This is a genomic window from uncultured Hyphomicrobium sp., assembly GCF_902826555.1.
GTDB lineage: Bacteria > Pseudomonadota > Alphaproteobacteria > Rhizobiales > Hyphomicrobiaceae > Hyphomicrobium_C.
The window spans coordinates 33,956-60,772 of record NZ_CADEFI010000011.1 but is presented as its reverse complement, the minus strand read 5'-3'; the positions used below and the strand labels follow the sequence as shown (position 1 = coordinate 60,772).

The following is a 26,817-nucleotide window of genomic DNA, read 5'->3' as shown; positions in this document are numbered from 1 at the left end:
ACAGAATTTGGAAGCTCGAAAAGGGACAAATGAGATCGCGTAAGGTCTAGCCCCTGCGCCCGAGCCGCAGCCGGAATCGCACACGCCCCCATAAAAATCAAGAAAAAACAGGGACTTTCTGCTGCTCAAAAGTCGCACTTACACGGCAAACGGCTGCCGTTTTGCACGGCAGCCGTTGTTTTGAGCGCAATTTCAAAGTCTTTTGCGTTCGCCGCAATGCGCGGGAAACGTTCTACTCGTCGAGCCAGCGATACGCGAGCGCGCCGATCACGGCGCCCGCGATCGGGGCGGCCCAGAATACCCAGAGCTGAGACAGCGCCTCGCCACCCGCGAAAAGCGCAGGCCCCAGGCTGCGGGCCGGGTTGACCGACGTGTTCGACACCGGGATCGACATCAGATGGATGGCCGTCAATGTGAGGCCGATGGCGAGCGGTGCGAAGCCTGCCGGCGCGCTCGCGCGTGTTACCCCCATGATGACGATCAGGAAGAACGCCGTCAGCAGCGCTTCGATGATGAGCACGCTGGAAAGGCTGGCATTGATCATCGACAGGCTGCCGTACCCGTTCGCCGCGTAGGTGGCGGGCGCATGGCCGATCGTGGCAAATACGGCGGTCGCAGCGATGGCCCCGAGACACTGCGCGACAATGTAGGGAAGCGCGTCGCCGATCTCGAAGCGTCCGCCTGCAACCAGTCCCAGGGTAACGGCCGGATTATAATGACCGCCCGAGATGTGTCCGATCGACCGCGCGAGCACCAGAACGGTGATGCCGATCGAGAACGCCACTCCGAGAATACCCGCCGCACCGGCGGGGGCTCCGAACGAGTAGAACGCGGCACCCAGAACCGAAGCCGTGAGCATGAACGTGCCGATGAACTCGGCAGCGAGCGCTTTGATTTTCATTGATTGATCTCCCTGCGACTTTCCCCAAGCTGGCAGCACGCCGATGCTCCGTTCTTGGATTGCAGGTCTTCGCAGCCGGCCTCCTTTCAGGTTTGCGAATCGGGTTGCCAGCCCGCAACTCATACCACGTTCGTTTGAACGCTGTCCGACACGGGGGAAACGTCGTCGGAGGTCGGGCCGCCCAGCCCCGACCAATCCACCTTGAGGGTCGCGAACATGACGGCTGTCAGCGCTCCGAAGCCGAGCAGCGCACCCGCGAGCAGCGCGTAGTCCTCGAGCTGCAGGATCAGATAGAGGAATCCGTAGAGCAGAGTGAACAGCGCGGCCATGAGAAGCCCGCTGCGCGTGTTGTCGAGCGCCTTGGCAACATAGGTTGCCAGCATGCCGCCCGTCGCCGCCGAGGCGATGAGATAGGCTTTCGTGAAGCCGATGTGCTCGGCAAACGAGAGCAGGAGGACGTAGAAGAACACCATTGCGATGCCGACGAAGAGATACTGCACGGAATGGACGCGCTTCTCGGACAGGAGCTCGAGCACGAACACGCCCATGAAGCCGACGGCCAGAAAGAGAATGCCGTATTTCACAGCCCGCGTGACGAGATCGTAGAAATCGACGGGCTGATAGAACGTCACGCCGAACAGGTGCGGCTGGAAACGGTCCAGGCCGCCGTCCGACAGCATCCACCCATTGGGCACGCTGCGGGCGAGATGCGGCACGCGCCATTTTGCGGAGAAGCCATCGGCTTTCACCTCTCGCTCGATCGGCAGAAACGCGCCGGTGAAGCTCGGATGCGGCCAATCGGACGTGAGGGCGACCTTCGTTTCGCGGGCCGTCGGAGCGAACGCGAGCGCGCCCGATCCTGAGAAGTGAAGATCGGCGTGAAAGCGGAACGCCTTGGGCGGGGTCTCGCCCTCGATGATCGAGGAGGCGCCTGCAAGTTTCGCGTGCATGCCGCTCGTGTAGATGCCGGGAAGGCCGGCGCTGGGCGAGAACGGCAGCGTTTCCTGCCCGTTCACGGTCAGGCTTGCGGCCTCCTTGAGGCCCGCGACGTCGCTGAGGGCCAAGACGAACAGCGCATCCCGCCAGCGCACGGAGACCGCGTTCGGATCCACATCCGCCATGTCAGGCACGGCGAAGCTGCCGTCGATGGTGAGCTTGGCGGTGTAGACGTTGACGTCGAAGATCGAGCGGTAGAGCACGTTCGAGCGGCCGTCGCCGGCAATCGAAAGCTCTTCGGGCAGGAAAACGGCGCGCCGCTCCTGCGTGGTCTGGATAACCTTGTCGCCCTCCTTGGATTCGATGCGCACGATGTAAGGCACCACGACGAAAGGTCCCGAGAGCTGCTGAGTGCCGCCCCACGTGCGCGCCACATCGCTGACCACCTCGCGCGAGCGCCCTTCCCGCTCGGACACCAGCGCCGCCACGATGAGCAGGGGGATAAGCAAAATCAGGATCAGGAACGCAATGAGAAAGAACTTGAACGCGGGGCTGCGCGCCACCCGTCCCGCCGATCGAATGACGTCCGACATAGCCGCTCCTTGCTCGTGACCTGCCTTTGACATGGGTCTCGTCTGTCCGGGGACGTCCTGGCGGATTTGAGGCGCAAGCGGGCACGGCGGCGGGCACTTGCGCTAACGGTCGGTAGTTTGCGGAAGTTGGCGCAAATTTCCGGGACAGGCCGAGGGATTCCGCCGGCTGGTCGATCGTGTTAGGTTGCTCCGAGCCGCTCGCGCTTACGAGCCACGAGCCGGGAGCGGCCTGAGTTTTGGGGCGCCGCCATGACGAGACGTGCGGTCAGAATTGCGTGGATTGGCGTCGGCCTCTGCTTGGCCGTGGGCGTCGTCGTCGGCGTCCTCGCGCTCGTCGGTCCTCCCGATCAACCTTGGAACCGCAGCCTGCGCGAGCTCTCGACGCTGCTCGATGTCGCCGCGCTCCTCTTCTGGATCGCTGTCTTCGCCATCTACTGGGCGCGAAAGCAGCGCCGCAGCGGCGAATGAGCCGCAGCGGGCGGAGCGACGGGGCACGAGCGTGCAGATCTTTGTCAGCGACCGCAAAACCGGCGATCCGAGTTTTGCCGGACATCTCTACGAACCCGGCTGAAGGAGCGTTTCACCCGGCCGAACATGGACGTGGCCAGCGTGCCGCCCGTCGCCGAGCTGAAACGCCAAGTGGTGTCGCGCACCAGCTATGCACGAGGCTTTGGATAATCGCGCTTGGTCAGCCGGGGTGCTGGAGGATCTCATGATCCTTGAGCCCATATTCCGCCTTCAACTGGTCGATCGCCGTGCGAACGGACTTCGCTGTTCGGCCCGAGCCCAGATCGGTGGCGTCCAAAAGTGCATAGATGAGAAGGCGTGCAAGCCCCCTGGCTCGAGTTACCGAATCTCGGGTTACGGAATCCTGGGATTCGGCAGCGCCGTCGCAGTCATAATGATTTTTCATTGAGATCTCGTCCTGGTGAAGGCGCATGTCGCGCCTATTGATATCTGACGACGAAGCGCTCATGACGCGTGAAAGATCGAGCCAATCTCCATTCGAGCGGTTCTCCACGGTCGGAGTAGACAATGCGGTCCAGGCAGATCAGTGGAGTCTTCTCCGGAACTTCTAGGTCTATCGCATCCGTCGCCGATGCGGGCGCGGCGGTGACAACCTCCTCGGCGTAGCCGACAATGATGCCATTGTGTTGAGCCAGAACGGAAATACGATACCGCGTTATGTCCTCGGGCAAAGTCTTGAACAGGTGCGCTGGAAACCTAGCTATTTCTGTCAAGAAAGGCTTTTGGCCGTGAAAATGTACGCGCTCCATCTCGATGACTTCGTCGTTGATCTTGAGCCCGAGCCGCGAAGCGACTTCTTCGTTCGCGCAAATTCTGGATACTGACTTTCTGCGCTTTTCAGGAATCACGGGCGCCCCGTCCCGTTTGAAAAAACTAGAAAACAAATGCGGTTGAGTCGAAAAATCGCTGACAAATGTTCCGCGCCCCTGTCGACGCGTTACAATCCGCTCATCCTCCATAATATCAAGGGCTTTGCGGACTGTCCCGATGCTGATTCCAAGTTCCTGAGCCAAAAGTGTTTCGTTTGGCAACGATGCACCAGGCTTCCAGTTTCCTTCGGCGATACGATGAACAAGAACATCGCGGACCTGCATATAAAGCGGCCGCGCCAATAACCTCGCTTCGACACTTGGCATGCTATCCCCCGTGATATTGCTAGCCCAGCGACGCAAGCAAACGACTTAGGTAGGGATATAAGGTGTGTTGCTGACGATGACTACTAGTCATCAGTCGAATGAGGATCGCTGTGGATTATCGAACACGGAAAAGCATAGGCTTACTATTATCCTGCAAATGACAGAAAAGGGCGTCGAGCTGTATTTTTCAGCGGAAGCAAAAAATAATCTCCAACGGAAGCTTGAGGCTGTAAGTTCGATGGCGTTCATCGTTCAATTCGTGGCAAGTGATGGCGGATCCCTACAAAATACTGGGAGTTGATCGGAGCGCCTCGCAGGACGACATCCGCAAGGCCTACCGCAAGCTCGCCAAGGAAACCCACCCCGACCTCAATCCGGGCAACGCCGAGGCCGAGCGCCGCTTCAAAGAGATCGCGGCCGCAAACGACATCCTGGGCGATGTCGAGAAGCGCAAGCGGTTTGATGCCGGCGAGATCGATGACAGCGGAGCGGAGATGCCACAGCGGCGCTACTATCGCGAGTACGCCGAGGCCGATCCCAACATGCGCTACCACCGCCGCGCACCCTTCGGCGCCGGCGCCGCCGACGACGCGTTCGATGCGGAGGATATGTTCGCCGACCTGTTTCGCAACCGTGGCCGCGGTGGCGAACAGGTTCGCGCGCAAGGAGCCGACGTGCATTACACGCTCCCGGTCGAATTCCTCGACGCCATCAACGGCGCGCGAAAAACGGTAGCGATGCCCGACGGCAAGACACTCGACATCGAGATCCCCGCCGGCTTTCGCGAAGGCCAGCTCCTGCGTCTCAAAGGGCAGGGCCGCCCGGGATCAGGTGGCGAACCGCCGGGCGACGCCTATGTCGAAGTCCAGGTCCTGCCGCACGATGAATTCCGCCGCGACGGCTTCGACGTCCATTCCGTCCTGCCGGTCACGCTCGGAGAGGCCCTGAACGGCGCCAAGGTTCGGGTCGACACGGTCGACGGTCCGGTTGACGTCAAGGTTCCCAAGGGCGCCAAGAGCAAGACGGCGCTGCGCTTGCGCAACAAGGGTGTGCCGCGCGACAAGGCCGGCGCCCGCGGCGATCACCTGATCGAGCTCGCCATCGTGCCGCCGGAGAACCCAGACGACGAGCTCGCGGCCTTCATGGCGGACTGGGAGGCGCGCCATCCGCAGCATCCCCGGCAAGAACGTGGAGGTCGGACATGATTACGGAACATGAGCTTTGTGCACGCGTGAAGCAGCTCGAAGTCGGTGTGCTCCACCGTTGGATCGAGCTTGGCCTGATCCAACCGCAGACGAAGAATGCCGGCGGCTACCTGTTCGACGATGTCGACGAGGCCCGCATCGGGCTGGTCTGCGATCTGCACTACGGCATGGGCCTCGGGCACGAGAGCTTGCCGATCGTTCTGTCTCTTGTCGATCAATTGCACCAGACGCGCCATTCGTTGCGCGCCATTGCGACGGCGGTATCGGAGCAACCGGACGAGGTGAGGGTGGCCATCACCTCGCGCACCCGGATTGTTCTCGCCGGTCGGGCGTCGAGTGGCACCAGGTCCGGAAGCTGACGCCGGCAGTCGCTCCTAGCCGCCGCGCCGGTTCGCATCGATGGCATCGGCGAGAGCGCTGAAAATGCGGTGGATGAACTCGGCCCGAGGCGCGTCCTTGCAGCGCCGTCGAATGGTGACGTCGGCATAGTGGCGCGCGTCGAGGTTCGGCCAGTTCTCGCCTTGGTTTGCAATCTTCTCGATGGCCTCTTGTGTCTCTCCGTTCTGCACGAGAAGCGCGGCCAGGAGGTAGGTCGTATTCGGGGTGCGAAAAACCTGATCCGACCGCCGTGAAGCCTCGAGCGCACGCGTAAAATCGCCGGTGTTGAGATAGAGCAGACTGATCCAGTGCCATGTCAGCCAGCGCACGGGATTGTCGGGCGAGAGGTTCGCATCGAAGGCCAAAAGACTGTCGATGACCCCCTGGGGCGCTTGCGAGCAGGTATAGGGGACTGCCATCACGAGAAATCGCGCGAGCACGTGATTGGGATCGAGCTCGAGCGTCCGCCGTGTCGCCTCGAGCGACTCGGCGATCCGCCCCGAATGCCAATAGTGAATAGACAGGTTGAAGAGCACGTCGGCGTCACTCGCCGCGAGATCCAGCGCGCGCCGTGCGTGAAGTTGGGCCGATGTGCGTGCTTCGTCCGTGTCGGAAGGCGGGTCCACGGTCGCGAGATAGGCGAGCTTGTCGGCGAGCACGGAATGGGCCTGACCGAGGTTCGGATCCAGATTGACGGCCCTGGTCGCAAACGCCACGCGTTCCTTCTCCCAGGCGAGGCTGTTTCGCGCCTCGCCCGGCACCCAGGTGGAACGCATGTAGAGCTGCCAGGCCGTCTCCGGTCGAGCGGGCCGGCCTCGCATGGTCCGCTTGAAGGCATTGTAGAGTTGGGGGCGAAGCTCGGCCGCAAGCGTGGTGACCAACTCGCTCTGCACGGCAAACTCGTTTCCGAGCACTCGATTGAATTCCTGCGCCCAGATGTGGGCATCCGTCTCGGCATCGATGAGCTGCACGTTGATACGGATCTGCTCGCCGTGGCGCTGCATGGCGCCTTCCACGATGAAGCGCACGCCCAGCTCGCGGCCGACGCGGCGAAGGTCGGTCGCCTCCCGATACTGGAAGGCAGACGTGCGCGAAGCGAGCGAAATGGATTTTGCCCGCGCAAGCGCAGTCGTGAGTGCGTCCGTCAGACCGTCGGCGAAAGAGGCATTCGATGTGTCGCGCGACATGTCCGTGAATGGAAGAATAGCGAGCGTGATGGCGTCGCTTACGGGTGCGGGATCTGCCGCCTGCGTGCCGATCTCGGCTGGAGCACCGGCGCGGTCGAAAGATCGAATCCCAAAGAACAGGAGCAACGCCAGCACCGATCCGGCAGCCAGCAGGAGCAGCGGAAAATGACCCGCACGTGCCCAGGGTCGGGACATTTCGAGAACCGCCTCTACGGGGTCCGTCTCATTACCCGTTCCGGCCTGATCCGCCTCCGGCTGGGCGTGGCCGGTGAGCAGCGAGACGGTGTAGCCGCCCCTGGGGATCTCGATTCGCACCGGATCGTCCCGGCCGCTCGTGCGGTAGTAGGTTTCGAGGAGCTTGCGCAGACGTCCGGCCTGCACCCTCACGATTGGGTCCGTTCCGGGATCGAACTCCGCGCTTCGCTCGAACACGTCAACGCCGATCGTGTACCCCTTGAGCCGCTCGGCATCGCCTGCGAGCGTCGCATCGACGAGATAGCGCAGAAGGGACCGCATCTTCGGCGCCGACACAAAGTCCTCCGACGCGAAAATCGTGTCGAGCTGGCGTTCGATGAGGGCGCGCTCGGGAATCATGTCCCTTCATCCGATCAAAATTCCGGCCGCGCGGGCAGGCGGCACGACGAGCCGCAGACCAAAGTTGAAAATCCGGGAAAAACGTTTGTCGGAAAAGGTGTTGGTCGGTCCGCCCGCCCGCGGGTGTAACGGTAAGTAGCGGTGACATACTACCGGCCTTCGGAGCTGTCGCCTAGGTTCTCGCTACATCGTATCGCGCTTGTAAGGGCTTGGGGACAGCACGTGTCCCCGGGCCCATTTTGCGACCGCGCGATCAAGCTTCCCCAAGCAAAGTACTGAACGTTGCTCAACGGCGCGCACACGATTTCGGCGCGCTCGCCCGGGGACCACAATCAATCGATCGGACTGAGAGCGGCCTGACCATGCGCTACTATTTCCATTTGGAAAATGATGAGAGCATTCACATCGACCATCTCGGCAAGGATTTCGAGTATGTCGAAAGTGCGAAGGTTCACGCGGCATCCGTTGCACGCAAGCTAGCCGCGACGGACCGGTGGCAGGGTTGGTCATTGCGGGTCATCGACGCCCGCAACGCCGAGGTCACGAACATCCCGATCCAGGACACGCTCCTGCATTCATAGTCGAATCGCCGCGCAAACTACGAGCGCACTTACGCACCTGGCGATGTCCGCACACGGGCGACGGCTGCCTGCCAACCCGCCCATTTGCGCGCACGCTTTGCCTCATCCATCTGAGGCGTGAAGCGGCGGTCGAGCCGCCAGGTTGCTGCGAGCCCTGCCGGATCCGGACAGACACCGGCGCGATATCCAGCGAGAAAAGCAGCCCCGAGCGCGGTGGTCTCCATCACCACGGGCCGATCCACGGGCGCCCCCAGGATGTCGGACAGGAACTGCATCGTGACGTCGCTGGCCGTCATGCCGCCGTCCACGCGCAGCACCGTGTCGCCTGCCGCCGGCGAGTCGGCGCGCATGGCATCCAGCATGTCGCGGGTTTGATAGCCGACCGCCTCGAGCGCTGCCTGCGCGATTTCCGATGGGCCGGAATTGCGCGTAAGGCCCAGCAGTGCGCCGCGTGCGTCCGCATCCCAGTACGGCGCCCCGAGGCCCACGAACGCCGGCACGAGGTACACCTGCTCGGCCGGATCCGCCTTCTGCGCGAGCCCATTGACCTCTGACGCCTTCTCGATGAGATGCAACCCGTCGCGCAGCCATTGCACCGCCGCGCCGGCAATGAAGATCGCGCCTTCGAGCGCATAGGTGCGCTGCCCATCGAGCTGATACGCGATCGTGCTGAGGAGCCGATGGCGCGAGCGTACCGGCTCGGCGCCCGTGTTGAGCAGCGCGAAGCAGCCGGTGCCGTACGTGCACTTCATCATCCCCGGCGTAAAGCAGCCCTGTCCGATCGTCGCCGCCTGCTGGTCGCCCGCGATGCCGAGAATGCGAATAGCGCCGCCGAACAGCTCGGGCAGCGTCTCGCCGAACTCACCCGCGCAATCGCGGACGTCCGGCAGAAGCCGGGTAGGAACTCCAAACAGCCCGGTCAGCTCCGAGTCCCATGCGCCCGACGCGATGTTGAAGAGAGCGGTGCGCGATGCGTTCGTCGCATCGGTCGCGTGCGTTGCTCCGCCCGTAAGCCGCCACAGCAAAAACGTGTCGACCGTTCCGAACGCGAGGCAGCCTGCATCAGCAGCCACCCGCGCCCCCTCGATGGTGTCGAGCAGCCACGCGATCTTGCTCGCCGAAAAGTAGGGATCGAGCACCAGCCCGGTCTTCTCGGTGACGACGGCCTCGTGCCCTTGTGCGCGCAACGCGGCGCAGGCGTCCGCCGTGCGGCGGTCCTGCCAGACGATGGCGTTGTGAATGGGTTTTCCCGTCTCGCGGTCCCAAACGATCGTCGTCTCGCGCTGGTTGGTGATGCCGATGCTGGCGACATCCGCGGCGGCGATGCCGGCCGTCTCCATCGCCTCGCGCACCGTCGCGACGACGGCCGCCCAGATCTCTTCGGGGTCATGCTCGACCCATCCTGCTGCCGGATAGATCTGTCGCAGCTCCTGCTGCGCGACGGCAATCACGTGCAGCGCCGCGTCGAAAATGATTGCTCGTGTGGAAGTGGTGCCCTGATCGATCGCGATAATGTGCGTCATCGCTCAGGGCCGCCCTGTCTAGATGTCGAGATCCTTCGCGAACGCGGCGCGATCCTGGATGAAGCGGAAGCGCGCTTCCGGCTTCGAGCCCATCAGTGCATTGACGGCTTCGCCGATCGCGGTGCGGTCTCCGTCGCCGATCTCCACACGGAGCAGCAATCTCTTCCTCGGGTCCATCGTCGTTTCTTTGAGCTGCTGGGCGTTCATCTCGCCGAGGCCCTTGAAGCGGCTGATCTCCACCTTGGCATTGGCCGCGAACTCGCGCTTCAGGATCTCGTCGCGCTGCTCCACGGTCGTCGCGTAGAACGACTTCGCTCCGTGCGCGAGCTTGAAAAGCGGCGGCACTGCCAGAAAAAGATGCCCGTTCTCGATCAGCTCCGGCATCTCCTGGTAGAAGAACGTGATGAGTAGCGAGGCGATGTGCGCGCCGTCCACGTCCGCGTCCGTCATCACGATCACGCGTTCGTAACGCAGGTCGTCGTCGCGGTACTTGGCCCCGGTCCCGACGCCGAGCGCCTGAATGAGGTCTGCGAGCAGCTGGTTCTGCGAGAGTTTGGCCGACGAGGCGTTGGCCACGTTCAGGATCTTGCCGCGCAAGGGAAGAATGGCCTGGGTCTCGCGGTCGCGCGCGCTCTTGGCCGAGCCGCCAGCGCTGTCGCCCTCGACGATGAAGATCTCCGTGCCGGCTGCCTGCTGGATCGAGCAGTCCGCGAGCTTGCCCGGAAGACGAAGCTTGCGCGTCGCCGTCTGGCGCCCGATCTCTTTTTCCCGCCGGCGCTTCAAGCGCTCCTCGGCCTGGTCGACGGTCCACTCAAGGAGGCGCGTCGCCTGCTGCGGGCTATCCGTCAGCCAATGATCGAAAGCGTCCTTGACCGCCGATTCGACGATGCGCTGCGCTTCCTGCGTCGCCAGCTTGTCCTTGGTCTGGCCCTGGAATTCTGGCTCGCGGATGAAAACGGAGAGCATTGCAGCCGCCGTGCCCATCACGTCCTCGGCCGTGATCTGCGCCGCCTTGCGGTTGCCGACGCGCTCGCCGAACTCGCGCAAGCTTTTGGAGAGCGCCGAGCGGAAGCCGTTCTCGTGCGTGCCGCCTTCGCCCGTCGGGATGGTATTGCAGTAGGAGCGGCAGAAGCCGTCCTCGTCGGCGACCCACGCCACGGCCCACTCGACCGAGCCGTGCTTGCCTTCGCGCTCGACGTTGCCGGCGAAGATGTCTTTGGAGACGAGCGTCTGGCCCGCGATCTCGGACGCCAGATAATCCTTGAGCCCGCCCGGAAAATGGAACACGGCCTCCGCAGCGGTATCGTCCTTGATCAGCGACGGATCGCAGCTCCAGCGGATCTCGACGCCGCCGAAAAGATAGGCCTTCGAGCGGGCCATCTTGAAGAGACGCGCCGGCTTGAAGTGCGCGCCCTTGCCGAAAATCGTCTCGTCCGGATGAAAGCGCACCTTTGTGCCGCGCCGGTTCATCACCGAGCCGAGCTTCTCGAGCTTGGTCTGCGCGACGCCGCGCGAGAACACCATGCGGTAGAGCTGCTGGCCGCGCGCCACCTCCACCTCGCACGTGTCCGACAAGGCGTTGACCACCGACACGCCGACGCCGTGCAGTCCGCCGGACGTATTGTACGCCTTGCCATCGAACTTGCCGCCCGAGTGCAGCGTGCACATGATCACTTCGAGCGCGCTCTTGTTCTTGAACTTGGGATGCGGGTCGACGGGAATACCGCGCCCATTGTCCGTCACCGAGAGGAACCCGTCCGCGTCGAGCCGCACTTCGATCCAGTCGGCATGGCCGGCGACGGCCTCGTCCATGGAGTTGTCGATGACTTCCGCGAACAGGTGGTGCAGCGCCTTCTCGTCCGTGCCGCCGATGTACATGCCCGGGCGCCGCCGGACGGGCTCCAGCCCTTCCAGCACCTCGATATCTGCGGCGGTGTAGGTTTCGGACGCGTCGCTGGTCTTGCGGGCGCGGCTGGTCTTGTCGGTCATGCTTTGTGTCAGGCTCGAGAAGAGATCGCGGATCGATTGGGCCATGCGCCGTCACCTCTCGCCCTTGCAAAGGCGTGGCCCGGCGGCGCAACGCAATACAGACGCGAGCGCGGGGCCCGAATCTATGGGTTGTCGTATCGGGTGAGAGGTGGCACGGCCCGCCGACGCTTGGCAAGCCGGGCGTGCGTACCGGCCACAGGCGGAGAACGATTTCGGCTGCGTCCGGCGCCCATCGGAAGTCGCTTCGCTGCGCCGGAAGCGTTCTCGGCGATATCCACGACTTGCCACGTTTTCAATCGGTTCCGGTCACCACAATGCCGGGGTTCCGTCACCGCTCGCCCGCACGGGCGCCGCAGACGGGGAATATCCGTCGACGTTGTTTTCAAAAGTTTCATATCGATGGAGATTTGACGAATGACCGCTCGATCTCTGATTCCGTTCCTTTTTACACCCGCATTTACACTCCTCTTCGCGTTGCCCGCGCCGGGCGCACTGGCCGGCGAGGCGCGCGAGATCGCCGAGCCGATCACGCACGAAAACCTTGCCATCTACTTCATCAAGGGCCCATCTGCTGCGGGGCCTGTCCCTTTGACCCTGGACGAGGCGCTTGAGAAAGGCCGCGTCAAGGTTCACGAGACGCAGCAGGTGAGCGAGCTCGAAATCGAGAATGCCGGCGAAGAGCCCGTGCTCGTCCATGCCGGCGACATCGTCAAAGGCGGCCAGCAGGATCGCGTGCTGACGGTCACGATCCTCGTTCCGCCGAAATCCGGTCGCGTGCCGATTGCGTCCTACTGCGTCGAGCGTGGGCGTTGGTCGGCGCGCGGCAACGAGGAGGTCGCCACCTTCACCAGCTCCAAGAGCTTCATGCCCTCGCTGGAGGGCAAGCGCGCCATGCGTCTCGGCCAGAAATACGAGACCGCCTCGGTAGCCGCGAGCGCTCCGGCTGCCTCCGAATCGCTTGACGCCGGGAGCCCGGATCGGACGCCACCTGATGTCGATAATCTCAACAGGGCGCTCGATTCCCTGCCGGTGGTCGGACAGCAACTTTCTACCGCTGCTCCCGCTGCCCCCGACGCGCAGGGCGAGGTTTGGCGCAACGTCGACAGGATGCAGAGCGCGCTCGGCATGAGCTTGAGCTCGAACGTAGCCGCCGAGGCATCTCCGACCAGCCTGCAGCTCGCGCTTGAAAACGAGAAGCTGGCCAAGGCGCAGGCGGCCTACATCGACGAGCTGAAGCCCAAGGGAGAGAGCGAGGCCGACGTGGTGGGCCTCGTAATTGCGATCAATGGCGAGCTGAAGAGCGCCGACATTTACCCGTCGAACGCGCTGTTCCGCAAATACTGGACGAAGCACCTGAACGCCGCGGCGACCGAAGCCATCTCGCGGCGCGAGGACACCAAGGCCGCACAGCCCACCAAGTCGGACGTCGACGCCTTCCTCAAGGATGCCGACGCCGGCAAGAAACACGAGCAGGCCCTCAACGACGCCCTCAATCTCGAGGTCTCGGAAGGCGAGAAGACCGAAGCCTTCGCCTCCCGCATGAAAGGCGGCGAATTGCTGCATATGAACCTGTTGAAGAAATAAACGCGAAAGAGGAGCGGGATCGCGCGCCACGACGCGCGATCCCGCTTCCACGTGCGCCGAAACGTCGCCCTGGCACACGATTTGTGATCTACGCGTCGCCCGTCTCTGGTATCTGCGGTGCCAAGCAGTTTGATCCGCTTGAGGCCAAAGAGACCGAGCGATGCAAGACCAACAACAAAACACGCCCGCGCCTCGCCGCACATGGCTCGCCGCACTCGCCGATGAGCCGCGGTTCCTGATGCTGTTGCCCGGTCTCTTCTGGGCCGGCAACGCCATTGTGGCGCGCTCCATCGCCGAACATATTCCCCCCATCGGGCTGGCGTTCTGGCGCTGGACCGTGGCCGCAGTCCTGATCGCCCCGCTCGCCTGGCCCCACTTGCGCCGCGACGTGCCCCAGATGGCGCGCAACTGGCCGGTCATGCTCGTGCTGACCGCGCTCGGCATCAGCATCTTCAACACGTTTCTCTATGTCAGCGCGCACACCACCACGGCCATCAACATCGTCATGCTGCAAACGGCGATGCCGATCGTCGTCGTCATCGCCACGTTCCTGATTTTTCGCGAGACGCTCACCGGCTGGCAGGCCGCCGGCATCGCCGCATCCTTGGCGGGCGCGCTGACGCTGATCTCGCACGGCGATCCGGCCGTGCTCATGACCCTCGACTTCAAGCGTGGCGATCTCTGGATGCTGGCCGCGGTCGTGAGCTATGCCGTCTATACGGCACTGCTCCGCTTGCGCCCGCCCGTGCAAGGGCTGAGCTTTGCCTTTGTCACGTTCGCCCTCGGCGCCACGCTCCTACTGCCGTTCTACATCGCCGAGACCGTGTGGGTGCGCCCCATGCCGGTCTCGGTCGAATCCGCGCTCGCTGTCGGCTACGTGTCGATCTTCGCTTCGATCCTGGCCTACTTGGCCTTCAACCGCACCGTGGAATTGCTCGGCGCCAACACGGCCGGGCTCACCGTGCATCTGGTGCCCGTCTTCGGCACCATCCTGGCCGTGCTTTTGCTCGGCGAAGAACTCCACGCCTACAATCTCGTCGGCATCGCGCTCATTGGCTGCGGCCTTTGGCTCGCCACCCGCGAGCGGGCGAGTTGATCAGAACCCGACGTTGTCGATCAGCCGCGTCTTGCCGAGCCAGGCGGCAGCGAGCACGCGCCCCGGACGTCCCGAGCCCGGCACGAACGGCGCCAGAGTTTCCGCATCTCGCACGTCGATGTAGTCCACCCGAGCGAAGCCGGCGGCGATCAGCGCCTCCGCCGCCTCCCGCGGATCGCGCCCGCGCGCCACCTCCGAAATGGCTTTGTAGAGCATGGGCGCGATGTAGCGGTCGTTCTCGCTGAGGTAGGCGTTGCGCGAGGAGAGCGCGAGCCCGTCGTCCTCCCGCACCGTCGGCACGCCCTGGATGGCGACCGGCAGCGCCAGATCCCGCACCATCTGCCGGATCACGGCGAGCTGCTGGAAATCCTTCTCGCCGAACAGCGCCACGTCCGGCAGCGCCGACAGGATGAGCTTGCACACCACCGTTGCCACGCCGCCGAAGTGGTGCGGCCGGAACGCGCCTTCGAGCGGCAGCGCCGCCCCTTCCGGAACGATGCGCGTCGCGAAGCCGTCGGGATAGATCTCGGAAACGGCGGGCGCCCATACGAGATGCGCGCCCGCGCCGGCGAGCTTGCCCACGTCTCCCGCTTCATCGCGCGGGTAGCGGTCGAGGTCCTCGTGCGGCGCAAACTGCGTCGGGTTGACGAAGATCGACACCACCACCTTGTCCGCCATGGAAAGCGCCGCGCCGACGAGCCCGATGTGGCCGGCATGCAGCGCGCCCATGGTCGGCACCAGCGCAACGCGATCGCCGGCCGCCCGCCATTGCCCCACCGCATGCCTTAAATGACTGATTGTGCGTACGATCTCCACGTGCGCTACCCGCCTCTCCGATTCGCCATCCGGCCGCCGATTGGGCCCGCCGATTGCGCGTGAAGTGAGGCTGAGCGGATCACTGCGTCAAGGGGGTGTGAGGCCCTGAGCCCTTCCGGCCACCGTTGCGGAGCCCGTTGTACAACCCACAGCAAAGCGCCACATGGTAAAGTGCAAACGCCGGAAGAATCAGGTGTGCTCCCTTCGGGACATAGCCGCGCGTTGAGCCGGACTTCGAAATCGGGACACGGGATGGTTGCGCTGAGAAAATCCGAGTTCGCTGCCCGCCGGGCCGGCGAAGGCGAGGAGCCGGCGCGCGACGAGATTGCCGCACACTATCTCTCCGACGAAACGCGCCTGGTCGGCGGCTTGATCGAGCGCGCCGTCTTCACCGAGGACGAGCGCCGCCGCACCGGCGAGATGGCACGCAACCTGGTGGAGTCAGCTCGCGCCGATGCTGCCAAGCACGGCGGCGTCGACGCCTTCATGCGCGAGTACGGCCTCTCGAGCGAGGAGGGCATCATTCTGATGTGCCTCGCCGAGGCGTTGCTGCGCATCCCCGACGCCGAGACCGCCGATCGCTTCATCGCCGAGAAGATCGCCGGCGGCCAGTGGGAGCGCCACCGCGGCCACTCCGACAGTACGCTGGTCAATGCGTCCACCTGGGCGTTGATGCTGACCGGCCGTATCGTCAAGCTGCGGGAGGCGCGCGGCGCCAACCCCTGGGAGGCCCTGAAGCGCCTTGCCGCGCGCTCGGGCGAGCCCTTTATCCGCCAGGCCGTCCGCCAGGCGGTCAAGCTGCTAGGCGATCAGTTCGTGCTCGGCCGCTCCATCCGCGAGGCCATCGCGCGCTCCGCCCCTTACGAGGCCCGCGGCTTTCGTTTCTCCTACGACATGCTGGGCGAGGCGGCGAAGACGGCGAAAGACGCCGAGCGCTACTTCGACCGCTACATGACCGCCATCGACGCGGTCGGTCACGCCGCAGGGCCCAATCCGCTGTCGCATCCCGATTCCCTGCTCGCCCGCCCGAGCCTGTCGGTAAAACTGTCCGCGCTGCATCCCCGCTACGAGCCGGGCAAGGAAGCACGCCTTGCGGAGGAGCTCTATCCGCGCCTCATCGCACTCCTGCGCGCGGCGGAAGCCCGCGGCCTCGCCGTGACGCTCGATGCCGAGGAGCAGGATCGCCACGAGCTGTTGCTCGACATGTTCTCGCGCGCCTACAGGGATCCGGAGCTCGAACGCTGGACCGGCCTCGGCCTCGCGGTGCAGGCTTACGGCAAGCGTGCCATCCCGACCATCCGCTGGCTGCGCCGCCTCGCCGAGCAGGGCGGCAAGCGCATTCCCGTCCGCCTCGTCAAGGGCGCCTACTGGGATAGCGAGATCAAGTGGGCGCAAGAACGCGGCCTCGCAGACTATCCGGTGCTGACGCGCAAGCTTCACACCGACGTTTCCTATCTTGCCTGCATGCGTCTCATCCTCTCGGACGCCAAGGCCTTCTATCCGCAGTTTGCCACCCACAACGCCCACACCGTCGCCTCCGCCATCGTCGCGGCGGGCCAGACGGCCTTTGAGTTCCAGCGCCTGCACGGCATGGGCGAGGCGCTTTACGAGGAGGTCTCCGCCCCCGGCAAGCTGCGCCACCCGTGCCGCATCTACGCGCCGGTCGGCGAGCACGAGGATCTGCTTTCCTATCTCGTCCGTCGCCTGCTGGAAAACGGGGCCAATACGTCGTTCGTCAATCGTCTCGCCGACGACGAGGCCCCTGTCGGCCAGATCATCCGCGATCCGGTCGAGACCGCCGAGCGCGAGCGGGCCGACACGGCCACCAAGCCGCTGCCGCGCCCTCGCGACATCTTCTGGCCTGAGCGTAAGAACTCGTTCGGCGTCGCACTGACGGAACGCACCGCGCGCGGCGAGCTGATCGCGCAGATGGAAGCCGCCCTCGGGCACGAGTTCGACGCCGGTCCCATCGTCGACGGCATCGAGACCATCGGCGGCCCGCAGGCGGCACTTCTGACCTGCCCGCACGATCGCCGGGAACGCCTCGGCAGCGTGCGCATCGCCACCCCGCGCGAGGTCGACGCCGCCATCCAGAGCGCCGAGCGCGCAGCTCACGCTTGGGACAAGCTCGGCGGCCCCGCCCGCGCCAAGATCCTGGATCTGGCCGCCGACATGATCGAGCGCGACCGCGCCCGGCTCATGGCAGTTCTCGTGCGCGAGGCCGGCAAGATGTTGCCCGCGGCGCTCGCGGAGGTGCGCGAGACGGCAGACCTGCTGCGCTATTACGCCGTCGAGGCCCGCCGCCTGATGAGCGCGCCGGTCGCCCTGAAGGGTCCGACCGGCGAGACCAATACCCTCGACTTGAGAGGGCGCGGCCCCTTCGCCTGCATCGCACCCTGGAACTTCCCGCTCGCCATATTCGTCGGCCAGATCGCGGCCGCGCTCGCTGCCGGCAATCCGGTGCTCGCCAAGCCCGCCGAGCAGACCCCCGTCACGGCGATGCTCGCCATCCGCATCCTGCACCAGGCCGGCGTTCCGACCGACGTCCTGCATCTTCTCACCGGCTCCGGCGCCGTCGGTGCCGCGCTCGTCAAGTCGCCGAAGGTCAAGGGCATCGCCTTCACGGGCGGCAACGACGCGGCCTGGGCCATTCAGAAGGCGCTTGCCGACCGCAAGGCCGACATGGTGCCGCTCATTGCCGAGACCGGCGGTCTCAATGCGATGATCGCCGACAGCAGTGCGCTGCCGGAGCAGGTCGTGCGCGATGCCGTGCGCTCGGCCTTCGACAGTGCCGGTCAGCGCTGCTCGGCGCTGCGCGTGCTCTTCGTGCAGGAGGAGATCGCCACGCGCACCATCCGCATGTTGACCGGCGCCATCGAGGCCCTCGAGGTCGGCGACCCGTTCGACTACGCGACCGACATCGGCCCCGTGATCGACGAGGCGGCTCAGGACGCGCTCGAGGCCCACAAGGTCCGCATGCAGCGCGACGCGCGCGAGCTGATCGACCTCCGCCTGCCGACCGGCTGCCGCGCCGGCACCTACGTCACGCCGGCCTGCTATGAGATGGACAGCATCGGCGTGCTGGAGCGCGAGGTCTTCGGCCCCATCCTGCATATCGTCCGCTTTGCCGGCGGCCATCTGCCCAAGGTGGTGGATGAGATCAACGCCACCGGCTACGGCCTGACGCTCGGCGTGCACAGCCGCATCGGCTACGTCGCCGACTACGTCGCCGAGCATGCCCGCGTCGGCAATCTCTATGTCAACCGCAACCAGATCGGCGCCGTGCCGGGCGTGCAGCCGTTCGGCGGCGAAGGCCTGTCGGGCACCGGCCCCAAGGCGGGCGGCCCGAACTACCTCGTGCGCTTTGCGACAGAGCGCGTGCGCACCACCGACGTCACAGCCACCGGCGGCAACGTCGGCCTGCTCACCGAAGGCACTCCCAGCGACGACTAGGGTCAGACGTGCGCGCCCGTCGCAGCTACTTAACTTCTATCAGATACAGCGCCCAGACCCACGTCGCTTCCTCCTCTTGCGAGACGGCTTTGCCGTCTGTGCCGTGGATCAGCCAGACAGGGCCCCGACCGCCGATCGACAAGGGCGCGCCGTTGGCGTTGATCGCCAAAATCCAATCGTGGGCGGCTCTCTCCTCCGGCGTCAGCTCGACGTTGTAACTGTCGAGCGCTGTCGCAACGATCGTGGCATCCGTTGCGACGCCGGCCGCAGTCAATGCATCGAGCAACCGCGGACCTTCGAGTTCAACTTTTCCTGGCCAGCCTTTGACGTTGGTTGAAATCTTGGTTTGCGGCAGGGCCGCGAGCACCGAGCGCGTAAAGACAAAGGCCTTCGCAAAGGTCTTGTCCTTGTGACTGAGAAAGGCGTCGTGGAAGGGATCGAGCGCGCCGCGATTTGGATGCGAAACTTCGCCCGCGATGGTCAATATCGGTGGTTCCGGCTCGGCGGCGTTCGAGGCCCCAGCGATCAGTAACGCGACAACGGCCGTCGCAATCGAAAGCAATCTTTGCACTATTGTCTCCTCGGATCGCGATGCGCCGATGTCGTTTGGTCGATGAATTCCGGTAGTGGCACGCAGGTGTAGCCGTAGCCTTTGATCTGTTTGATGATCGGCGCTGACGACGTCACGATGCCCTCGATTTTTTCGCGACCGAGCGCGGCCGCGACGCTTGTTTCATCGTAGTCGCGCAGCGCTTCGCCGTTGTGCTGTTCGACGTACGTGCAGGCCTGATCGGAATAGCAGGCGATTGCCAAGTCATCGAGGGATGCTGGATCACTGGACTTCAGGCAGATGAGTTCAGATGACGCGGCGCTCGCCGGAGTGATCGTGCTGAGAAACGCAATGGCTACGAATGCAAACTGCCTTGAACAACGGCGCAACCGCAACTGCATCGGAACAACTCCTGACGATCTGGAGCCGCCAATCTAGTGGGCCATCGGCACATCGGCAACGTCGGCCTTCTGGCGGGCCCGGCGTCGGCTAGGCCGCGCGGACAACCGGATATCAGCAGATCTAAGCGCTGCCTCTAATCCTTCCGCAAGGGATTGGCAGAAACCCACCTTTTCGCAGCGTCGCGTGGTGCAAGCCCATCGACATTGACCCACAGGTCCATTTGCGTGACGGCATCGATGCTGAGCGTAATGCCCTTGAGGCGGTCGAGGGTCTCGGGCGACAGTTTGCCTTTCAAGCTTTCATGTCCGAGGAGGACGGCGGTATCGCCTTTTCCGTAGATGCCCTTCGGCTCATCGAGCACGCGGACCTTGTAAGCCGCGTTGATCCACTGCGGCTGCCAAAGCGGCATGACGAGCCAGCGTTGCTCGGCAACCGCTTGCTTGAAATTCGCGATCCAATCCGTCGCTTCGCCGGGGATGACCTCGTACCCGGCTGCGTCCAAGCCGTAGGCCTCACGAATCTTCGAGGCACCGACCATGAGCCCGGACGTGGCGCCGATGCCGCGAATTCTCTTGTCCATCCGCGCCGCGACGTCAGGCTTCTTCAGGTCGTCGATCGAACGCACCAGATCGGCAGGGACGTAGTCAGGCACTGCCCAGTAGAGCCGCGCATCGCCGTACAGCTCTCCGACAATGTATGTGACGTCCTTCACCTTTGCATAAAGAGGTGCGTGGCCGTCGGGAAGCCAAGCCGCCGCCAGGATATCGACCTCGCCCGCGCCGAGCTTCGGAAAGATGTCGCCATGACTGCCGGTCGTGACCTCGACCTTGTATCCGTCGTGCTCCAGCACCTCCTGCACGATGCCGCCGACCACGGCGTAGAATGACAGCCCGACCTGGCCGAGCCGGATGACCCGTTCCTCGGCTACGGAAGACGTAGCCGTCGTCAGCACCGCGAAGAGGGCGAACGACAGACGCGCAAAATGCTTCAGCATGAACCCTCCTCTAGCGATTGCCACGCGAGCGTTTGTGGGCTTCCATACCCTTGGCGAAGACCTCCTTCACGGGCCCGAGTGCTTGCACGAATTCGAGCTGTTCGCCTTCAGATCCCTTGCAATAGATCAGCCTCCATCCGTTCGATTTGCCTTCGGTGATGCCGTTGCTGTTCGCTTCGAGGGGCGCGGCCAAACGGTCCTGCTCGGTGGTCACAGTGACCACGCGGTTGGCCCTGACCTGGGGCATTCCGCGTTTCGCCGCTTCCGCTTCGAGATCGGCGATGAATTGGTTGAAATCGACATCGTCGCGGATGTGAAAGCAGATGTGCATCATGCGCGGAAACGCAGGACTCATATGGTCGAGCGGCTCGGCAAATGCGCTACCGCTGCCGGCCGGCTGCTCGGCGTCGCGGTACTGCAGCAGCTCGATTACAACATTGTCGAACTGGATAAAGCGAACATCCAGGCGCTGCGCACCACCCCGGAGGTCTGGAATTCCCATCGTGCGCGGATTGACATCGCGCTCGCGTGCCTCGATCTCCTGATCGGTCAGCAGCGTGTTGTGGATGCGTTCCCCATGAAAGTCACCGTCCCGCATGATCTCGGTGCCGCCGAGTACCTCGGTATAGAATTCGAACGCGCGATCCATATTCTGCACCGTGAGGCCGAAGTGCTGGACGCCCTGTAGCCTGAGACCGAGCGCGCCTTTATTGGCAGCTCCGTTGCTTTGCGCATAAGTGGGAACGGTGCCGCCCGCGACACTTCCCGCGCCGGCGATTGCCATCGCGCCGGCAGCGCGCATGACGTCGCGGCGATTGAGTGAAGTTGGCCCGTCATCTCGCGTGGATTGATCCATAGCTTCCTCCTCAGTTCGAGCGGAGAGATGCCAACCGGCGACGGCCTGCGCATAATTCCGCCTGGAACCGTATACCGATCATCCAGAAAGGGCTTTAGTGAATTGCCGATGTTCTTTTGGAAGGTGCCTTTGAGGCACGCCGTCCACGTCCCCTAAGGATTGACCCGTATGAAGCGTGGGCGTTTGTTGGCAAGGAGGCCTGTTAGACGGTGACGCCTCAATCGCCCGTCTTCTTCGCGCGAACCTTGAACTTGCGTGGTCCCAGCAGGTCGTCGGCCGTCTCGACTTTCTTCGACAGGAAAATGGCCGCGTCGATCTTGTGAAAGTTGCGCTTGCGGTAGTAGCGAAGCGCCTCTTCGTTGTTCTCCGCGACGTCGAGCACGATGTGCGTGCAGCCTCGGAGGCGTGCCGCATGATCGATCTGCTCGAACATGAACGAGCCGATGCCGAGGCCGTGATATTCCGGATGCACGGCGATCTCTTCGACAAACAGGGGCCGCATGCCGCGCGTTTCGAAATAGCGGTGATTGATCCAGCTGTCGGCACCGGCAACCTCGTAGGCGTACTCGGCGTAGCCGACCAGCGCGAGCTTCCCGTCCTGCTTCTTCTCGAACACGAGCTGCTCGACGCCCTCGTCCTCGTAGATCTCCATGAAGCGCTTCTTGCTGCGCGGCCGCTGGAACTCGACCGTTTCGCGGTTGACGCCTCTGAAGACGAGCTTCAAGAACTCCCACACGCGATTGATGTCGCGCCGATGCATGCGCCGCACCGTGAGCTCGATCTCGCCATCTGCGGGTTTACCGGTGCGTTTTCCGGAGGTCTTGGGCTCGTTTGGCATGGGTGTCCGCGGAATGATTGAGTTCGGGCGCCTGGATGTATCCCAGGTCGGCGGTTTCCGGAAGCGGCTCCCGCCTGGGTGGCATTGCCGCCGCGCCCGGCGCTCGCCATGTTAGGATGGAATATCGCCCCGCAGGGACCCCCGATGACGCGCGAGACGAAGCCGCCCAATACCACGACGGGAACGACCCCGACGCCCACCCCGGCCGGCCAGCGTGCCGGCGCGCCGGCGTCTTCCGCGGCCTCCAGCGCCGAGGTGGCGGACTTCGTCGCCAAGGTGAAGGCGCTGGGCCCTGCCGCGACCGGCACCCGCGGCCGGCTGCTGTTCGCCATGGACGCCACCATGAGCCGCGCCCCCACTTGGGACATGGCGCTCGCGCTGCAATCGGAGATGTTCCGCGCCGTGAAGGAGATCGGTTCGCTCGAGGTGCAGCTCATGTACTTCCGCGGCGCCGGAGAAGCGCGCGCCTCGCGCTGGGTGACGAACGCCGACGCGCTTGCGGCTCTCATGCGCCAGGTCGCCTGCCACGGCGGCTTCACGCAGATCGGCAAGGTGCTGTCTCAGGCCCGTCGCGAGTCGGAAAAAGCCAAGATCAGCGCGCTGGTCTACGTCGGCGACGCCGTCGAGGAGCCGATCGATGAACTGGCCGGCCGTGCCGGCGAGCTGGCCCTGCTGGGCGTGCCCGCCTTCCTGTTCCAGGAGGGCGGCGACGCCAACGCCACGCGCGCCTTCAAGGAGATCGCGCGCCTGACCAAGGGTGCGCACTGCCACTTTGGGCCCGGCTCCGCCGCTGAGCTGCGCGAGCTGTTGACAGCCGTCGCCGTTTACGCGGCAGGCGGGCAAAAGGCCCTGCAGGCGCTGCTCGCCAGGCCCGGTGGCGAGGGGGCTCGCCGCCTGCTTGGACAGATGCGTCGCTAGCTCCTAAGTTGTGTCCATGATCGGCGCTGGATTCGCGCTGGCTGTGCCGTTGATCGGCATGGAGACACACCGTTGCCGAGAGTGACGCGCTGATGCAGTTCTTCCTACTCGGCCTCGCCGCGCTGGTGCTGGCCCTGTTCCTGATCACGGGCTTTACGCGCGCCAATCCGGCCGCCATGGCCCGTCAGATGCGGCTCGCGGGCGGCGCTCTGGCGCTCGGCGCGGCGGCGATCTTTCTGGTGCGCGGCGCCGCTGGGCCTGCGAGCCTGCTCGGCATGCTGGGCGCGTGGCTCTTGGGCTGGGGCGGCGGCGCTCCGAGCGGCCCCACGCACAAGTCCACAGGCCAGCTGTCCAGCGTCACCACCGAGCACCTCGCCATGGAGCTCGATCACGACAGTGGCGCCATGTCGGGACGTGTCCTGAAGGGTATGTTCGCCGGTCGCGATCTCGACACGCTGAAGCCCGCCGAGGTGGCGCTGCTGTGGCACGACTGCCGCTTCATCGATCCGCAGTCGGCGCAGCTTCTCGAGGCCTATCTTGATCGCATTCATCCGAGCTGGCGCGAGGATGTCTCGCGCGGGGAGCGCGAGATGCGCGATCACGACGGACGCATGCAGCCGGACGAGGCCTACGAGATCCTGGGGCTGAAGCCGGGCGCGACCGAGGAGGAGATTCGCCGCGCCCATCGCGATCTGATGCTGAAGCTGCACCCCGATCGCGGCGGCTCGACCTATCTCGCCGCGCAGGTCAACGAGGCCAAGGACGTGCTGCTCAACCAGCGCCCGTGAACAGCGAGAAGAGCTCGGCCGGAAGCTGCCCCACGAGCTGCAGCAGCGCGCCGAGGATGATCAGCACGGTTGCCAGCACGAAGGCGCGTTTGCGCGAGCGCAGGGTTTCGATGTGCCGGCCTCGGGCGGCGCGCTCGACCATCTCGTCCTGAATGCGGTGCGAGGCGTCGAGATGAGCCCGGAGCTGATCGGAGGCGTGGGTGTGCTGGTGATGACGCAGCGATTGCTCCCAGGCGCGCCGTTGCTGGAAATCGAGCGTGGCCGACTCGTGGAAGAAGGCGAGCCACCATTCGCGGAGGAGAAGCAGGAAGCCGAGCAGGTCGATCCCGATCCCAGCGACCGAAAGCCAGTTTTGCAGCATGAATCCCCCGATACGCGGGCCGTCCGTTCGATTGAGAAATGAGTTTGCGGCTAATCCGCCTTCATGACGAAGCAGTCGATGGCAAGACGGCGCAGCTCGAGGCAGGCGTTCGAAGCGGCGGCTTCGTCGAAGTGGACGAAACGGGCGCGGAAAATCTGCCGGTTTTCCCTCAGTACCGGCAACGTGACCGCGCCATGCCCCTCGAGCAGGCCGACGGCGCGGCCGCGCACCCCGTCGAGTTTGGCCTGCGCTTCCTGGGCCGTGCCGTAGGCCCCGATCTGGATCTCATAGCCGGCGCCGAGCGGTGCTGCACGGAATTGGGGCTGCGAAGGCGGTATCGGGCCTTTGAGATGCGACGGCGGTACGCTGAGCGCGGGAGAGCCCGCTTGCGCCGGTGAGACGAATGCCAGCGCACCGGCCTGCGAGTCGAGCGTGCCGGGCGGGCGGGCGATGGCAGGCCCGGAAGGTCCTTCGTCGGCGACAGGCCGCGCATGTGCGGGCGCTTCGCCGGTCCCCTCGACGATGGAGTGCCGGATCAGTCCCGCGATGTCCTGCGGGCCCGAGGCCGGAGACCCAAGCGTCCCGGTCGGCTCCCCGCCCGCAGGCGGAGCATCCGTCATGGCCTCGCGCAGGGCCTGAAGGTCGAGGCGCGGGTGAGCGGCAACCGGCTCCGCGGCGGCCTGATAGGCAGCGTTCGATGCGCCGCCGGTCGGCGACGCATCGCCCTCGGCGAGCACATCGGCGATCGCATCGCGTTTTGCCTGTGCCTGCGGAGGCCGTACGGCAGGCGTCGGAGGTGGGGGAGTGGCCGCGGCAACTTTGGCAGGCGCCTTGGCCGGTTTCTCGGCCGCCGCCTTTTTCGTTTTGGATGTCCATCCGGCGTCGGCTTGCGCGAACTGAGGCGTCTTGGTGGTACGCGCCCGTGCCACGAGCTGCGGACCGCCTTGGCGGGTCCGCTCCGTCGAGGCTTTCTCCAATGCGGTGTAAAGCAGCGACCGCATCAGCGCATTGCGCGTCGCGGCTGTCTTGCCGCCGAACACGGCGCCTACGATGTGCTTACCCTCCGCGTGCACCGACGACACCAGGTTGAATCCGGAAGCGCGCGTGTAACCGGTCTTGATGCCGTCCATGCCCGGAAAGCCGCGCATCAGGGTGTTATGCGACTTGTGTGTCTTGCCGCGGAACGTGAACGATGCGGTCGAGAACAGGCGATAGTGCTGCGGAAAGTCGTCCTGCAGCCTGAGCCCCAGCGTGACCATGTCCCGCGCCGTCGTCTTCTGCGAAGGGTTCGGCAGGCCCGAGGCATTGCGGAACGTGGTGGAGGCCATCCCGATCTCGTGGGCCCGGTCCGTCATCATGCGCGCGAACTGGTACTCCGTGCCGCCGATATGCTCGGCCACGGCGACGGCCACATCGTTGGCCGACTTGACCACCAACGCCTTGATGGCGTCGATCGCCTCGATCTCGTCGCCGGCGTCGAGCCCGAGCTTGGACGGCGCCACCTGGGTCGCCCGCTCGCTGAACTTGATCTTGGTGTCGTAGGAGATGCGGCCCGCTTCAATCTCTCCGAAGAGCATGTAGAGCGTCATCATCTTGGTCAGCGACGCCGGAAAACGCAGCTCGTCGGCAGATTGCGCGTGCAACACTTTGCCGGTGTTGGCGTCGACGATGATGGAGGCCTGCTTGGCAGCTTCCGCGCGCGCGTTGTGGGCGGGCGCAAGCGCCGCCGCACATACGGCAAGAGCCAGGAGCATCGGTCGCATGACGGAAATCGTCAAAGATCCCCTCGTTCCAATTCCGCGCCGTCGCTTGAAGCGCGCGTCATCGAGTAACGTGTCCAGCCACCCGTCCGCCGGACGATCAACCATATCCGACCCGGGCCTCAATGCCTATGCTTCGCGGCCACTTTGGGGCCGGAGCGCCGTGTCGCCAACGGCAAAGCGCCGGGCAAAAAGCTAGCCGAGCGGTGCTGCAATTTTCTTAACGTCTAGGTCATTGTCCGCCGGCAACCCGCCGGTATTGCTGCGTCGCGGTATACGACTTGAAAAAATGGTGCGGTGCGGCTAAATTATGTTCAAGGCACCCGGCGCCGACACTACGGTCTCCCACCCGATAGCAGCAGGCAGGCATCCAATGATCAACGGTTTCCAGGATTTCCAGAAGTTCGGCCAGACCAACGTCGATACAGCGTTGAAGTTGTTCGGCGATTGGAACAAGGGCTGGCAGGCGATCGCAGCCGAGATGACGGACTACTCGAAGCGCGCTTTCGAGGACGGTACCGCCACCTTCGAAAAGCTCGCCTCCGCCAAATCGCTCGAGCAGGCCTTTGAGATCCAATCCAGCTTCGCCAAGAAGGCGTATGAGGATTACATGCAGCAGATGACCAAGATCGGCGGCATGTACACCAGCTTGGCCAAGGACGCCTACAAGCCTGTCGAGAAGGTCTTCCAGAGGTAGGCCGCCATGAGCATGGCACTCCGCCCACGGCGGATAAACGGCTCTTGATCGACAACGAATGAGGCCTGGGCGCTGAGCCCGGGCCTTTTTTATCTCGTGGGACTTCCCACTTTCATTTCGCCAGATTGCTCTGGTGCTCTGAACCGATGGCGG

At 64.4% G+C, this 26,817-nt stretch carries 25 protein-coding genes; 10 read left to right on the top strand and 15 right to left on the bottom strand.

The genetic code is table 11. The annotated features are described in order from the left end of the window. Positions 1-232: 232 nt before the first annotated feature. On the bottom strand, positions 233-901 hold the full coding sequence (locus QZV93_RS07185) for an aquaporin (protein WP_295557173.1): 669 nt from the start codon (positions 899-901) through the stop codon (positions 233-235). 119 nt (positions 902-1,020) lie between these two features. After that, positions 1,021-2,430 carry a cell envelope integrity protein CreD gene (creD, locus tag QZV93_RS07180; RefSeq protein ID WP_295557172.1) on the bottom strand — a complete coding sequence of 470 codons (1,410 nt, stop codon included), beginning with the start codon at positions 2,428-2,430 and terminating at the stop codon, positions 1,021-1,023. Between the two features lie 249 nt (positions 2,431-2,679). Between creD and QZV93_RS07175 the strand changes: the two genes are divergently transcribed. Next, complete coding sequence (locus QZV93_RS07175) at positions 2,680-2,898, top strand: hypothetical protein (protein ID WP_295557171.1); 219 nt, start codon at positions 2,680-2,682, stop codon at positions 2,896-2,898. 220 nt (positions 2,899-3,118) lie between these two features. Here the strand turns inward: QZV93_RS07175 and QZV93_RS07170 are convergent, their stop codons facing one another. Continuing rightward, a complete protein-coding gene (locus tag QZV93_RS07170; protein WP_295557170.1) occupies positions 3,119-3,343 on the bottom strand; it encodes a hypothetical protein in 225 nt (74 codons plus the stop codon). A 34-nt stretch (positions 3,344-3,377) separates the two neighbouring features. Then, a complete protein-coding gene (locus QZV93_RS07165; protein WP_295557169.1) occupies positions 3,378-4,094 on the bottom strand; it encodes a GntR family transcriptional regulator in 717 nt (238 codons plus the stop codon). Between the two features lie 269 nt (positions 4,095-4,363). Between QZV93_RS07165 and QZV93_RS07160 the strand changes: the two genes are divergently transcribed. Next, complete coding sequence (locus QZV93_RS07160; protein WP_295557168.1) at positions 4,364-5,299, top strand: J domain-containing protein; 936 nt, start codon at positions 4,364-4,366, stop codon at positions 5,297-5,299. Further along, entirely contained in the window at positions 5,296-5,658 is a 363-nt protein-coding gene (locus tag QZV93_RS07155) for a chaperone modulator CbpM (protein ID WP_295557167.1), read from the top strand. Before QZV93_RS07160 ends, QZV93_RS07155 begins: the two co-directional genes overlap by 4 nt. Before the next feature lie 15 nt (positions 5,659-5,673). On the opposite strand, the gene QZV93_RS07150 is transcribed toward QZV93_RS07155, so the two are convergent. Beyond that, the gene (locus tag QZV93_RS07150; RefSeq protein ID WP_295557165.1) at positions 5,674-7,458 is read right to left on the bottom strand and encodes a hypothetical protein; all 1,785 of its coding nucleotides are present in this window, start codon (positions 7,456-7,458) and stop codon (positions 5,674-5,676) included. A gap of 362 nt (positions 7,459-7,820) precedes the next feature. Here QZV93_RS07150 and QZV93_RS07145 point away from each other — a divergent pair, with 362 nt between their 5' ends. Further along, positions 7,821-8,039: a hypothetical protein gene (locus tag QZV93_RS07145; protein ID WP_295557163.1), complete on the top strand. Its 219-nt coding sequence runs from the start codon at positions 7,821-7,823 to the stop codon at positions 8,037-8,039. Between the two features lie 29 nt (positions 8,040-8,068). On the opposite strand, the gene glpK is transcribed toward QZV93_RS07145, so the two are convergent. After that, entirely contained in the window at positions 8,069-9,562 is a 1,494-nt protein-coding gene (glpK, locus tag QZV93_RS07140) for a glycerol kinase GlpK (RefSeq protein WP_295557162.1), read from the bottom strand. 18 nt (positions 9,563-9,580) lie between these two features. Further along, entirely contained in the window at positions 9,581-11,551 is a 1,971-nt protein-coding gene (parE, locus tag QZV93_RS07135; protein WP_295557214.1) for a DNA topoisomerase IV subunit B, read from the bottom strand. 414 nt (positions 11,552-11,965) lie between these two features. On the opposite strand from parE, the gene QZV93_RS07130 reads away from it, so the two are divergent. After that, positions 11,966-13,135 (top strand): DUF6569 family protein, encoded by a 1,170-nt coding sequence (locus QZV93_RS07130; protein ID WP_295557160.1) that lies wholly within the window; start codon positions 11,966-11,968, stop codon positions 13,133-13,135. A gap of 160 nt (positions 13,136-13,295) precedes the next feature. After that, complete coding sequence (locus tag QZV93_RS07125) at positions 13,296-14,231, top strand: DMT family transporter (protein ID WP_295557159.1); 936 nt, start codon at positions 13,296-13,298, stop codon at positions 14,229-14,231. On the opposite strand, the gene panC is transcribed toward QZV93_RS07125, so the two are convergent. Next, positions 14,232-15,047, bottom strand: a complete 816-nt coding sequence (gene panC / locus QZV93_RS07120) for a pantoate--beta-alanine ligase (protein ID WP_295557157.1) — start codon at positions 15,045-15,047, stop codon at positions 14,232-14,234. 252 nt (positions 15,048-15,299) lie between these two features. On the opposite strand from panC, the gene putA reads away from it, so the two are divergent. Further along, the gene (gene putA, locus QZV93_RS07115) at positions 15,300-18,500 is read left to right on the top strand and encodes a bifunctional proline dehydrogenase/L-glutamate gamma-semialdehyde dehydrogenase PutA (protein ID WP_295557155.1); all 3,201 of its coding nucleotides are present in this window, start codon (positions 15,300-15,302) and stop codon (positions 18,498-18,500) included. Positions 18,501-18,525: 25 nt separating this feature from the next. On the opposite strand, the gene QZV93_RS07110 is transcribed toward putA, so the two are convergent. From QZV93_RS07110 to QZV93_RS07090, 5 genes are all read right to left on the bottom strand, one after another. Beyond that, a complete protein-coding gene (locus QZV93_RS07110) occupies positions 18,526-19,062 on the bottom strand; it encodes a hypothetical protein (RefSeq protein WP_295557153.1) in 537 nt (178 codons plus the stop codon). Positions 19,063-19,070: 8 nt separating this feature from the next. Further along, a complete protein-coding gene (locus QZV93_RS07105) occupies positions 19,071-19,451 on the bottom strand; it encodes a hypothetical protein (RefSeq protein ID WP_295557152.1) in 381 nt (126 codons plus the stop codon). A gap of 134 nt (positions 19,452-19,585) precedes the next feature. Next, complete coding sequence (locus QZV93_RS07100) at positions 19,586-20,446, bottom strand: glycine betaine ABC transporter substrate-binding protein (RefSeq protein WP_295557150.1); 861 nt, start codon at positions 20,444-20,446, stop codon at positions 19,586-19,588. Between the two features lie 10 nt (positions 20,447-20,456). Further along, positions 20,457-21,248 carry a VOC family protein gene (locus tag QZV93_RS07095; protein WP_295557148.1) on the bottom strand — a complete coding sequence of 264 codons (792 nt, stop codon included), beginning with the start codon at positions 21,246-21,248 and terminating at the stop codon, positions 20,457-20,459. A 271-nt stretch (positions 21,249-21,519) separates the two neighbouring features. After that, positions 21,520-22,140, bottom strand: a complete 621-nt coding sequence (locus QZV93_RS07090) for an N-acetyltransferase (RefSeq protein WP_295557146.1) — start codon at positions 22,138-22,140, stop codon at positions 21,520-21,522. A 144-nt stretch (positions 22,141-22,284) separates the two neighbouring features. Between QZV93_RS07090 and QZV93_RS07085 the strand changes: the two genes are divergently transcribed. Then, on the top strand, positions 22,285-23,058 hold the full coding sequence (locus QZV93_RS07085; RefSeq protein ID WP_295557145.1) for a VWA domain-containing protein: 774 nt from the start codon (positions 22,285-22,287) through the stop codon (positions 23,056-23,058). A 92-nt stretch (positions 23,059-23,150) separates the two neighbouring features. Beyond that, on the top strand, positions 23,151-23,846 hold the full coding sequence (locus tag QZV93_RS07080) for a DnaJ domain-containing protein (protein ID WP_295557143.1): 696 nt from the start codon (positions 23,151-23,153) through the stop codon (positions 23,844-23,846). Here QZV93_RS07080 and QZV93_RS07075 read toward each other — a convergent pair. Further along, complete coding sequence (locus QZV93_RS07075) at positions 23,830-24,207, bottom strand: hypothetical protein (RefSeq protein WP_295557141.1); 378 nt, start codon at positions 24,205-24,207, stop codon at positions 23,830-23,832. The two genes, QZV93_RS07080 and QZV93_RS07075, sit on opposite strands and share 17 nt — an antisense overlap. A gap of 50 nt (positions 24,208-24,257) precedes the next feature. Then, positions 24,258-25,970, bottom strand: coding sequence for a serine hydrolase (locus QZV93_RS07070; protein WP_295557140.1), 1,713 nt, complete (start codon positions 25,968-25,970; stop codon positions 24,258-24,260). A gap of 370 nt (positions 25,971-26,340) precedes the next feature. On the opposite strand from QZV93_RS07070, the gene QZV93_RS07065 reads away from it, so the two are divergent. Beyond that, complete coding sequence (locus QZV93_RS07065) at positions 26,341-26,664, top strand: phasin family protein (protein ID WP_295557138.1); 324 nt, start codon at positions 26,341-26,343, stop codon at positions 26,662-26,664. Positions 26,665-26,817 lie beyond the last annotated feature (153 nt).

What these genes read in the sequence shown, in the direction of transcription:
- QZV93_RS07185 (WP_295557173.1), bottom strand. Translation starts at nt 901, where the DNA reads ATGAAAATCAAAGCGCTCGCTGCCGAGTTCATCGGCACGTTCATGCTC.
- creD (WP_295557172.1), bottom strand. Translation starts at nt 2,430, where the DNA reads ATGTCGGACGTCATTCGATCGGCGGGACGGGTGGCGCGCAGCCCCGCG.
- QZV93_RS07175 (WP_295557171.1), top strand. Translation starts at nt 2,680, where the DNA reads ATGACGAGACGTGCGGTCAGAATTGCGTGGATTGGCGTCGGCCTCTGC.
- QZV93_RS07170 (WP_295557170.1), bottom strand. Translation starts at nt 3,343, where the DNA reads ATGAAAAATCATTATGACTGCGACGGCGCTGCCGAATCCCAGGATTCC.
- QZV93_RS07165 (WP_295557169.1), bottom strand. Translation starts at nt 4,094, where the DNA reads ATGCCAAGTGTCGAAGCGAGGTTATTGGCGCGGCCGCTTTATATGCAG.
- QZV93_RS07160 (WP_295557168.1), top strand. Translation starts at nt 4,364, where the DNA reads ATGGCGGATCCCTACAAAATACTGGGAGTTGATCGGAGCGCCTCGCAG.
- QZV93_RS07155 (WP_295557167.1), top strand. Translation starts at nt 5,296, where the DNA reads ATGATTACGGAACATGAGCTTTGTGCACGCGTGAAGCAGCTCGAAGTC.
- QZV93_RS07150 (WP_295557165.1), bottom strand. Translation starts at nt 7,458, where the DNA reads ATGATTCCCGAGCGCGCCCTCATCGAACGCCAGCTCGACACGATTTTC.
- QZV93_RS07145 (WP_295557163.1), top strand. Translation starts at nt 7,821, where the DNA reads ATGCGCTACTATTTCCATTTGGAAAATGATGAGAGCATTCACATCGAC.
- glpK (WP_295557162.1), bottom strand. Translation starts at nt 9,562, where the DNA reads ATGACGCACATTATCGCGATCGATCAGGGCACCACTTCCACACGAGCA.
- parE (WP_295557214.1), bottom strand. Translation starts at nt 11,551, where the DNA reads ATGACCGACAAGACCAGCCGCGCCCGCAAGACCAGCGACGCGTCCGAA.
- QZV93_RS07130 (WP_295557160.1), top strand. Translation starts at nt 11,966, where the DNA reads ATGACCGCTCGATCTCTGATTCCGTTCCTTTTTACACCCGCATTTACA.
- QZV93_RS07125 (WP_295557159.1), top strand. Translation starts at nt 13,296, where the DNA reads ATGCAAGACCAACAACAAAACACGCCCGCGCCTCGCCGCACATGGCTC.
- putA (WP_295557155.1), top strand. Translation starts at nt 15,300, where the DNA reads ATGGTTGCGCTGAGAAAATCCGAGTTCGCTGCCCGCCGGGCCGGCGAA.
- QZV93_RS07105 (WP_295557152.1), bottom strand. Translation starts at nt 19,451, where the DNA reads ATGCAGTTGCGGTTGCGCCGTTGTTCAAGGCAGTTTGCATTCGTAGCC.
- QZV93_RS07100 (WP_295557150.1), bottom strand. Translation starts at nt 20,446, where the DNA reads ATGCTGAAGCATTTTGCGCGTCTGTCGTTCGCCCTCTTCGCGGTGCTG.
- QZV93_RS07095 (WP_295557148.1), bottom strand. Translation starts at nt 21,248, where the DNA reads ATGCGCGCTGCCGGCGCGATGGCAATCGCCGGCGCGGGAAGTGTCGCG.
- QZV93_RS07090 (WP_295557146.1), bottom strand. Translation starts at nt 22,140, where the DNA reads ATGCCAAACGAGCCCAAGACCTCCGGAAAACGCACCGGTAAACCCGCA.
- QZV93_RS07085 (WP_295557145.1), top strand. Translation starts at nt 22,285, where the DNA reads ATGACGCGCGAGACGAAGCCGCCCAATACCACGACGGGAACGACCCCG.
- QZV93_RS07080 (WP_295557143.1), top strand. Translation starts at nt 23,151, where the DNA reads ATGCAGTTCTTCCTACTCGGCCTCGCCGCGCTGGTGCTGGCCCTGTTC.
- QZV93_RS07075 (WP_295557141.1), bottom strand. Translation starts at nt 24,207, where the DNA reads ATGCTGCAAAACTGGCTTTCGGTCGCTGGGATCGGGATCGACCTGCTC.
- QZV93_RS07070 (WP_295557140.1), bottom strand. Translation starts at nt 25,970, where the DNA reads ATGCGACCGATGCTCCTGGCTCTTGCCGTATGTGCGGCGGCGCTTGCG.
- QZV93_RS07065 (WP_295557138.1), top strand. Translation starts at nt 26,341, where the DNA reads ATGATCAACGGTTTCCAGGATTTCCAGAAGTTCGGCCAGACCAACGTC.